The sequence below is a fragment of the Dyella sp. KRB-257 genome, from assembly GCF_049445995.1.
Taxonomy (GTDB): Bacteria; Pseudomonadota; Gammaproteobacteria; order Xanthomonadales; family Rhodanobacteraceae; genus Dyella_A.
Window position 1 is genome coordinate 1 of record NZ_JBMSDZ010000040.1, and the last position, 8,574, is coordinate 8,574.

8 protein-coding genes and 2 pseudogenes are annotated in these 8,574 nt (G+C 67.8%); 6 read left to right on the forward strand and 4 right to left on the reverse strand.

The features are described from left to right. Positions 1–331: 331 nt before the first annotated feature. Both ACO2Q2_RS17040 and ACO2Q2_RS17045 read right to left on the reverse strand, forming a co-directional pair. Positions 332–631 (reverse strand): annotated as a pseudogene (locus tag ACO2Q2_RS17040) (hypothetical protein); the annotation flags it as partial. After that, positions 628–1,398: a hypothetical protein gene (locus tag ACO2Q2_RS17045; RefSeq protein ID WP_423257447.1), complete on the reverse strand. Its 771-nt coding sequence runs from the start codon at positions 1,396–1,398 to the stop codon at positions 628–630. The gene ACO2Q2_RS17045 and the pseudogene ACO2Q2_RS17040, both read right to left, overlap by 4 nt. 38 nt (positions 1,399–1,436) lie before the next feature. Here ACO2Q2_RS17045 and ACO2Q2_RS17050 point away from each other — a divergent pair, with 38 nt between their 5' ends. The 4 genes and pseudogenes from ACO2Q2_RS17050 to ACO2Q2_RS17065 form a co-directional block, all read left to right on the forward strand. Then, on the forward strand, positions 1,437–1,742 hold the full coding sequence (locus tag ACO2Q2_RS17050; RefSeq protein ID WP_423257448.1) for a DNA-binding protein: 306 nt from the start codon (positions 1,437–1,439) through the stop codon (positions 1,740–1,742). Between the two features lie 64 nt (positions 1,743–1,806). After that, complete coding sequence (locus tag ACO2Q2_RS17055; RefSeq protein WP_423257449.1) at positions 1,807–2,091, forward strand: DUF1778 domain-containing protein; 285 nt, start codon at positions 1,807–1,809, stop codon at positions 2,089–2,091. Between the two features lies 1 nt (position 2,092). Further along, positions 2,093–2,389 (forward strand): type II toxin-antitoxin system RelE/ParE family toxin, encoded by a 297-nt coding sequence (locus tag ACO2Q2_RS17060; protein WP_423257450.1) that lies wholly within the window; start codon positions 2,093–2,095, stop codon positions 2,387–2,389. After that, positions 2,386–2,793, forward strand: a pseudogene (locus ACO2Q2_RS17065) (restriction endonuclease subunit R); the annotation flags it as partial. The gene ACO2Q2_RS17060 and the pseudogene ACO2Q2_RS17065, both read left to right, overlap by 4 nt. 159 nt (positions 2,794–2,952) lie before the next feature. Here the strand turns inward: ACO2Q2_RS17065 and ACO2Q2_RS17070 are convergent. Together ACO2Q2_RS17070 and ACO2Q2_RS17075 are read right to left on the reverse strand one after the other, a co-directional pair. Beyond that, positions 2,953–4,989: a hypothetical protein gene (locus tag ACO2Q2_RS17070; protein ID WP_423257451.1), complete on the reverse strand. Its 2,037-nt coding sequence runs from the start codon at positions 4,987–4,989 to the stop codon at positions 2,953–2,955. Positions 4,990–5,388: 399 nt separating this feature from the next. Continuing rightward, positions 5,389–6,096, reverse strand: a complete 708-nt coding sequence (locus ACO2Q2_RS17075) for a dienelactone hydrolase family protein (protein WP_423257452.1) — start codon at positions 6,094–6,096, stop codon at positions 5,389–5,391. 850 nt (positions 6,097–6,946) lie between these two features. Here ACO2Q2_RS17075 and ACO2Q2_RS17080 point away from each other — a divergent pair. After that, a complete protein-coding gene (locus ACO2Q2_RS17080; protein ID WP_423257453.1) occupies positions 6,947–7,312 on the forward strand; it encodes a PadR family transcriptional regulator in 366 nt (121 codons plus the stop codon). After that, the gene (locus tag ACO2Q2_RS17085; RefSeq protein WP_423257454.1) at positions 7,312–8,235 is read left to right on the forward strand and encodes a sensor domain-containing protein; all 924 of its coding nucleotides are present in this window, start codon (positions 7,312–7,314) and stop codon (positions 8,233–8,235) included. Before ACO2Q2_RS17080 ends, ACO2Q2_RS17085 begins: the two co-directional genes overlap by 1 nt. Positions 8,236–8,574 lie beyond the last annotated feature (339 nt).

The following is an 8,574-nucleotide window of genomic DNA, read 5'->3' on the forward strand; positions in this document are numbered from 1 at the left end:
GCGCCCGCCGCCTGATGGCGCACCACGACCGTTCGTCATGGGCACCGGTGGCTTGGGTTTGGCTGGTCGAGGCGCGTATCCTTGCTACCAGACTCGCAAGCTGATTATTTTGTCGACACCCTCTCAGATGTCTGCCTCGGGAGCAGGGTCGCCGACCCAGTCGACTTGTCCATCGCCGCGCAAGGCGCTGGCATCGAAGCCGCCCTTCAAGGTGACGGCGGGTCTGCAGATGTCCGCCCTCCCGCAGGCGCTCGCAGTACTTGTGCAGTGTCGACGCATCCTCGGTGAGGATGACCTCGATGCCTGCATGGCTGGCCTGGGCCAGCAGTTTCACGTCATCGCGCACCACGGCACGGCTGTCTCCAGCATCACGCTGACCCAGTGCATTCCAGAGGTTGGCGGCCTTCTGGCCGTGCGGCACGTTGAAGTCGAGTACGCGGAAGTGGTGGAGCGGCAAATCCGTGATGGGCTGCTTGATGCCGAACTCTGCTGCCACGATGCCGGAAAAGAACATCGGCATGTCGTTCGTCAGCATGTGGCGGTAGTACTGAACGGCCGTCGCGTGGTGGGCGCGGTGTTCGCTGACCAGGGAAATCAGGAAGCTGGTATCCAGCAACACCGATACGCTCATCCCTGGCCGCTCCGCAGGGTTTCCAGCCAGTCATCGGGCACGTCCGACCACGCCCGCGTGCCCTTGCGGACCAGTTCGCCGAAGGCGACCTCGTCCCAGGTCGAGGACACATCCTCGAAGGCGAGCAGGGTCAGATTGCGCAGTTCGCCGTTGTGGAGGTTTTCTTCAGCGGCCACGCGAAGCATGGCCGGTTTGTAGAGACGGTTGCGCTCCTCGTCCCCCAGCAGCTTTTGGCTGCTGGCAATGGTGAGCACCTGGCCGTTGTCCATTTTCAGGTGGACATTGGCCTTGCTGGTGCCGCCAAGGTCGGTGATCTGGCCGCGCAGGTATATCTCTACCTTCACCCACATGGCGGTGTTCTGGTTGAGGTAATCGGAGCTCGCGTCCACACGAACGAGGTTCGTGCCGTGCTGATCAGCCAGTGTGTAACGCCGATGGGGAAATTTGCGCGCCGCCGCCTGCCAGCGCTCGACCACGGCTGCACGCTTCGGATCGATCAGCCCCAGATTGCCCGGTTGATCCAGTCGAGCGAGGTCGGTCCAGAGGCCGGTCGCTGCCAAAAGGCCGCTCGCCACCAGGACCAGCGAACCCTCCGCTATCGCGATCATCACCTGATTGGGACCGATGTCCTTGCCCGATCCAGCCAGAAACTCACCGACGTCCTTCTGGAACTGCCCCAGCAGCGCCAGCGGAACGTGCGTCGGCGCGACCTCGGCATCCTGGATGCGGTCGTTCAGCGCGAAGCGAAGGGTGTCGGCCGGTTGCATGAGCCCGATTGTAGTGTCTTGCCATGTCCGCCGGGGGCATGGTCGTATCAAAGCAGACCGTGGTTGAGCGCGTGCAGCGCGAGCCGGCGTTTGCCCGCGCATTGCTGGGCGAGGCGGCCTCGCTGTTCCTCAACGGCGATCCGGCGACGGCGCGGATGATCCTGCGCGACCTGGTCAATGCCACCGTCGGTTTCGAGGGGCTGGCCTCGGCCACCAAGCGCCCGAGCAAGAGCCTGCACCGCATGCTGTCCGCCTCCGGCAACCCCAGCATGGACAACCTGGCCGCCATCTTCGACGTGCTGCGTCGGAACCTGAAGGTGGATATCAAGGTACGTGCCGCGTGAGATGTCGTGCACGTAGCACACATGTGCTACTGTGGTGATCGTCTCACCCTCGCTGGAGCGCCCCATGAGCACGACCACCATCCGCCTGCCCGACGAACTCAAGGCCCGCGTCGCCGCGGCGGCGAAGCAGGCCGGCACGACCTCGCACAATTTCATCCTGGAAGCGATCGCGGAGAAGGCCGAGCTGGCCGCGCAGCGAGCCGCATTCCACGCCGTGGCGGATCAGCGCTACGCCGAGTTCCTGGAGTCCGGCATGAGCATCCCGTGGGAAGAGGCGCGCGCCTACCTCAAGGGACGCATCGCGGGAAAAGCCGTGAAGCGGCCGGTGGCACGCAAGCTGGACCGATGACGTGACGCGTGTGAGGCTGGCGTCCGGGGTGCTGGACGATCTGGACCGCATCGTGGAGCACCTGCATCACCACGAGAGCGCCGCGGCCGAGACAAGGGCGGGGGAAATCATCAGCGCGTTCGACGTGCTGGCGGACAACCCGCTGATCGGCCGCCCGGCCGGCGACGACGAGCGCGAGTTGCTGATCGGCCGCGGCTCAGCGGGATATGTGGCGCTGTACAGCTACCTGTCGGTGATCGATACCGTCCTGATCGTGGCGGTGCGGGGACAACGCGAAGGGGGATACGCCAGGCCATGAGCGAAACGGAAGCGGACACCCGCGCCAACCGCATCGACCCGGTGCTGCGCGAGGCCGGCTGGGGCGTGGTCGAGGGATCGCGGGTGCATCGCGAGCTGATCTGCCCGGGGCACATCACCGGTGGTGGGCGGATCAATCCGCTGTCGGCCGATTACGTGCTGGTGTACCGCGACCGCAAGCTGGCGGTGATCGAGGCCAAGCGCGCAGGATTCGGGCACACGGCCGGCGTGGGCCAGGCCAAGGATTACGCCGCGCGGCTCAAGGCGCGTTTCGCCCATTCCAGCAACGGGCTGGGCTGGTACGGCATCGACATGCAGACCGGCCCGGAGGGCGACCTCGCCCTGCCGTTTCCCTCGCCGCAGGAGCTGTGGGCGCGCTGCTTTCCCGAGGGCAACCAAGATCGCCGACTTCCTGCGCATCCGCTACGGCGGCACCAACGACGCCAGGCGCGCGCTCGGTCCGGTGGACACCATTCGCAAGGCCTTTGTCGGCATTCAGGCGCATCTGTACCAGTAGATGGTTCTTGCGATCGCCGCGCCCTGTGGGTGGCGATCGCCAGATGGTCAGTCGCATCCGGTAGGCAGATTGGCTGGCTTCGGAATCGCCAGATACACCGTGCTCCACAACTGCGCCGCGTTCGATTCGTCCGCGTCCTTGCCGCTCGCGCCGAAGGCGGCGACCTGGTAGCGGCCGTCGGCGTAGCGCCAGGACCACAGTTCCGAATTGCTCATGTCGCGGGTGGCGTCGATGGCTTGCCACAGGCAGGCCTGGGCGCCTTGCAGGTTGCGGCGCGTGGCGGCGGGGAGGTCGGTGCGGGCGAGCTGGCGGGCGAGGCCGGCGGCGGTGAGCGCCTGCTGCCACGACCACACCACGGTGCCGTGGTAGGCGCCGGGGCTGAAACGGGCCTGCTCGGCGGCCGGCGCAAACGCCGGGTTGGCGACCAGCATGCCGACCGGCGTCATCAGGCCGGCGGGGAAGGGGCGGCGCAGCAGTTCGGCCTCGGCGTCGAGCTGCGCGGGGCTGGGTTTTCCAAACAGCAGGGCGAAGCCGCCGTCGCTGTTCTGCACGCGGATCGGCTGGCCGCTGGCGTCCAGCGACAGCGCCTGGAACTGCACGGGCTTGTCGCCGATGGCCTTGAGTGCCGGCGCTGCCGGCACGTCCATCGCCTTGGCATAGGTGGTGATGGCCTGCCGGGCAGCGGCGTTGTCCACGATGACGGTGAATAGCGCGGGCGCCTTGTCGCGCCACACGGCGGCGGCGTGCGCGAGGCCGGCGAGCATCGCCTGGTCCTGTGCGTTCGCGTACGGCGCGAGCAGGCCGCTGCGGTACAGCGCGCTGGCCGCATCGAGCGCGGCGGGGATGAGGATCGCATTGACGTCGTAGGCATAGCGACCGCCGCCGAGGCCGTCGTTGCTGTCGCGCCAGTCGCCCACCGGCACGCCGGGCTTGAGCGACACCAGGTTCGCCGTGGTGGGATCGACCGCGAAGGCCCGCGTCTGCGCGGCGACGTAGCGCAGGTTGCGCATCAGCGCCTCGCCCGCGTGCGCCTCGCCCAGCTTGCTGGCGAGGAAGGCCCCGGCGCGGGCGCGGCCGCGCGCGTCGTCGAGCAGCCAGGCCTGCGTCACCGGGGCGAGCAGGTAGTCGCTGTCGACCATCTTGTAGTCGTAGACCGGCGCGTCGGAGCGCGTGCCGTCGTGCTTCATGTGGTCGAGGATGGCGAACTCGCCGATGTCTTCCTCGTGCGCCACCTGGCCGTCGGGCGAGAGGCGCTGCAGCACGGAGCGCAGGCCGGTCTCCACCGCCGCCGGCTGCAGCGCGGGCATCAGCAGGCGCACCGACATCAGCGTGTCGCGGCCGAAGTAGGTGTCGAAGCGCCACGAGCCGGCGAGGTACTTCTCGCGGTAGCTGAGGAAGCCAAGCGCCTCACGCGCGGCGCGGTCGTCGCGCGCGCTGTCGTTGAGCAGCGCGTGGCCGGAGACCGGGGTGAGCGGCGTCTCGCCGGAGAGCGCGGTGATCTTCAGTGTGATCGTGCCGTCGCTGGCGGCGACGAAATGGCCGTTGTGCAGCGCGCCGTGCACGGCGGTGACGTTCAACGCATAGCCGGGCGCGCCATCGAGGCGGTCGCGCGACCAGGCGAGCGTGTTGCCATCGGTGCGCGCGCTGGTGAGCACGTCCTTCGGCGCGGTGCCCTGGCCCTGGTAGTCGCGCAGCACGCGAATGCTGGAGAGCAGCGCCTGCTTCGGCACCAGCGTGGGCGTGCGCAGCGTGGCGGTGAAGCGCACGCCGTGCAGCGGGCGCCCCCTGGCGTCGGCCTGGGTCAGCGGCGTGGCCGGGCCATCGAGCGTCCAGGTGGCCGGCGCAGCCACCGGATCGAACCACAGCCCCACGCCGCTGTTGCCGGCGGGGAAGGCGACGATCAGCCGCGGCTCGGTGCCCGAGCGCAGCACGATGTGCGCGGCGACGTCGCCCTGGCGCACGAAGCGGTTGAGGTTGAGCCCCTCGCTGCGGTCGAACGTTTCCGGCGTGGCGCCGTGCGCGAGCTGCGCCGCGCCCAGCATCGTCCACACGCCCGCCATCACCACCCATTGCCTTGCACGCATCGATCCGGTCCTCGTCGCTGGAAGCGTTTTGCATCCTAGCAGCCTGTCGGACTTTGCTCGGCCGGGCTGCGAATCCGGCTGTTATGGGCCGATGAAACGTCGAAAATCCGTCCTCGCACAGCCGACTTCTCGCCTCGGCCAGCAAAGCCCGACAGGCTGCTAGCGCCCGCGCGAGCCGTGCGGGATAGACCTCGCAAGAAGTCGCGATACCGGCCTGCCGACTTGCGCGCTTGTCGAGGGCATGGCCACCCCCGGGCACACCTGCTAGGAATGCCCATTGGGTGCGAAGGCTTGCGGGCGAACGATGGGAAGGGTTCGATCCATGACATGAGCGCCGGAAATGTCGCGGCCCGGAATGCAGGGCATCCCGGGCCGCGAGCGGCAACGCGTGTCAGTGGATCACGACCAGAGCGTGCGGCCGAAGAAGGTCAGCGTGCGGTCCCATGCGTATTCCGCCCACACCGCGTCGTACTGCGTGGCGGCAATGCGGCCGGGGCCGGCGGCGGTCTCGTTGGCAAAACCGTGATGGGCGAGGTAGCGGTGGAACTCGGCGTTCACGCCGGCCTCCTTGAGTTTCGCCTCCAGCTTGTCGACGTTCTCGATGGGGAAGAACTGGTCCTGCGTGGCCCAGTGGCCGAGCACCGGGGCGGTGATCTTTCCCGCGTCGATGTACTCCAGCGGCGGCATGCCGTACCAGGTGGTGCCGGCGTCCACCGCCACGCCCTGGCCGAGCGCGAGCATCGTCAGCGCACCGCCCATGCAGAAACCGGTGAGGCCGACCTTGCGCGAATGCTGGCGCAGGAACGCCACCGCGCCGGCGATGTCCTGCGTGGCGGCATCGGCGAAGTCGAGGCCTTCCATCAGGTGGTGCGCCTCCTCTTCCTCCACCGTGCTCTTGCCGCGGTAGAGATCGGGCACCAGCGCGAAATAGCCGCAGCGCGCCAACCGGTCGGCGACGCCGCGGATCTGGTCGTTCAACCCCCACCATTCCTGGACCACCACCACGGCCGGCGCGCCCTGCGTCTGCGCCGGCGTGGCCAGATAACCCTGCACGTCCTGCCCATCGGGCCGCTTGAAACTCACCATGGAACCGCTGTGTGTCGTCACGACATGTCTCCTGTGTGGTGTGGAGTGGCAATCGAGGTTCGCAGCGGGGAACGCGCGCTGCAAGCGGCCTTTCAGCGTAACCCATAGGCGCAGCGTGAGCGTCGCGGTGGGATGCTGCTTTGACCGATGGGCGAGCGCAGACGCCGGGGCCCCGCGCCGCCTGCTTTAGCCCTCTCCCCCGAACGATGAAGCTGTTCAGGGGAGAGGGAGCAAGGCGCGGGCCGTCTTTCAGCGGCGCGGCGTGAGCGTCGCGGTGGGACGTCGCTTCGACCGATGAGCGAGCGCAGACGCCCGGGATCTGCGCCACCTGCTTTAGCCCTCTCCCCTGAGCTTGCTCGGGGGAGAGGGTTGGGTGAGGGGGGCTTGGGGGCTGGTGGCTCTTCAGCGTGGCGGTTGTCGCTGGAAAACGGAAAGCCTCCCCCTCACCCCGACCCTCTCCCCCGTACGATGGAGCTGTTCAGGGGAGAGGGAGCAAGGCGCGGGTCGTCTTTCAGCGGCGCGGTGTGAGCGTCGCGGTGGGATGTCGCTTCGACCGATGAGCGAGCGCAGACGCCCGGGATCTGCGCCGCCTGCTTTAGCCCTCTCCCCTGAGCTTGCTCGGGGGAGAGGGTTGGGTGAGGGGGGGCTTGGGGGCTGGTGGCTCTTCAGCGTGGCGGTTGTCGCTGGAAAACGGAAAGCCTCCCCCTCACCCCGACCCTCTCCCCCGAACGATGGAGCTGTTCGGGGGAGAGGGGGTGAGGCGTGGGCTTCAAGACCCGCAGTTCGCATCTGCCCATGACTTCATACCCATGAGCTAGTCATAACTTCGCACTATGATTCATCCCGACACAGGTAGCAGGGCGGGCATGTCGTGGATGAGGGCGTCGTCAGTGCGCTGAAGAAGTTCCAGAAAGAGCTGTCGGCCGGCACGGTGTCGCTGGCCCTGCTCGCCGTGCTGGGGCGTTCGCGCCAGCCGATGTACGGCTACCAGATCGCCAAGCGGCTGGAGGAGGTAGGCGAGGGTGTGCTCGCCGGCAAGCAGAGTGCGCTGTACCCGGTGCTGCGCAACCTGGAGGCGGCGGGGCTGCTCGCCAGCGAGGTGGAGCCGTCAGTGAGCGGGCCGCCGCGCCGCTATTACCGCATTACCAAACCCGGCCGCGAGGTGCTGCGCGAGTGGATCGCTGCATGGCACGCCACGCGCGATTCGGTGGACCGGATTCTTGAGGGAGAGCTGTGATGACTGCACCACGCACGATTGCCGATTACCTCGCGCAGCTGCGCGATGCGCTGCGCGGCGCGGACCCCGCGCTGATCCAGGACGCGCTGTACGACGCCGAGGAGCACCTGCGTGCCGAGCTGGCTGACCAGCCCAACCGCAACGAGGCCGAGATGCTGGCCCAGGTGGTGGGCAGCTACGGCGCGCCGGATGAGGTGGCGGAGATCTATCGCGACCAGGAGATCAAGATCCAGCGCGCTCTGCGCCCGCCACTGGCGCCGAAGCGCAACTCGCTGATCGGCCGCTTCTTCGGTGTGGCCGCGGACGCGCGCACCTGGGGCTCGCTGTTCTACATGCTGCTGGCGCTGGGCACCGGCATCGCCTACTTCGTGCTGGTGGTGGTGGGCATGTCACTGTCGGCCGGCCTGTCGGTGCTGATCATCGGCGTGCCGTTCATCGTGCTGTTCTTCGGCACGGTGCGGGTGCTGGCCTTGATGGAAGGGCGCATCGTGGAAGCGATGCTCGGCGTGCGCATGCCCAGGCGGCCGCCGTACCCGTCGTCGGGCACCACGCTGATGAAGCGCATCGGCGCCATGTTCACCGACCCGCGTACCTGGACCACGATGTTCTACATGGTGCTGATGCTGCCGCTGGGCGTGGCCTACTTCACGCTCACCGTGACGCTGATGACGGTCGCGCTGGGGCTCATGGCCGCCCCGTTCGCCCGGCTGATCAATGTCGACGACATCAACCGCGCGTTCGTCGACGGCACCATCACCGTCGACTGGGGCTTCGGCCCGCACGTGCCGGGCTGGAGCGAGTTGATTGCGATGGGCGTGATCGGCGTGCTGCTGTTCTTCACCACGCTGCACCTGGTGCGCGGGCTGGGTCGCCTGCAGGGCCAGCTGGCCAAGCACCTGCTGGTGGCCGGCTCGGCGCGCTGATCGTCATTGGATGGCTCGGGAGTGCGTGGCAATGGCTGGCCGGGCGCTGGGAAGGTGAGGAGCAGATTGATCGCGTAGCGCTTATCGCCGGAAAGCGAGAAGCCTCCCCCTCACCCCGACCCTCTCCCCCAAACGATGGAGCTGTTCGGGGGAGAGGGAGAAAGGCACGGCTTCGGGCTGGCCCGGCGCTCGCTGCTTTAGCCCTCTCCCCTGAGCTTGCTCGGGGGAGAGGGTTGGGTGAGGGGGCTTGGGATGTTGGTGGCTCATCAGCGTGGCGCTTATCGCCGGAAAGCGAAAAGCCCCCTCACCCCGGCCCTCTCCCCCGAACGATGAAGCTGT

Bases quoted from the DNA above. Each gene is read 5' to 3' on its own strand.
- ACO2Q2_RS17050 (WP_423257448.1), top strand. From the start codon at position 1,437: ATGGTCGTATCAAAGCAGACCGTGGTTGAGCGCGTGCAGCGCGAGCCG.
- ACO2Q2_RS17085 (WP_423257454.1), top strand. From the start codon at position 7,312: ATGACTGCACCACGCACGATTGCCGATTACCTCGCGCAGCTGCGCGAT.
- ACO2Q2_RS17070 (WP_423257451.1), bottom strand. From the start codon at position 4,989: ATGCGTGCAAGGCAATGGGTGGTGATGGCGGGCGTGTGGACGATGCTG.
- ACO2Q2_RS17045 (WP_423257447.1), bottom strand. From the start codon at position 1,398: ATGCAACCGGCCGACACCCTTCGCTTCGCGCTGAACGACCGCATCCAG.
- ACO2Q2_RS17055 (WP_423257449.1), top strand. From the start codon at position 1,807: ATGAGCACGACCACCATCCGCCTGCCCGACGAACTCAAGGCCCGCGTC.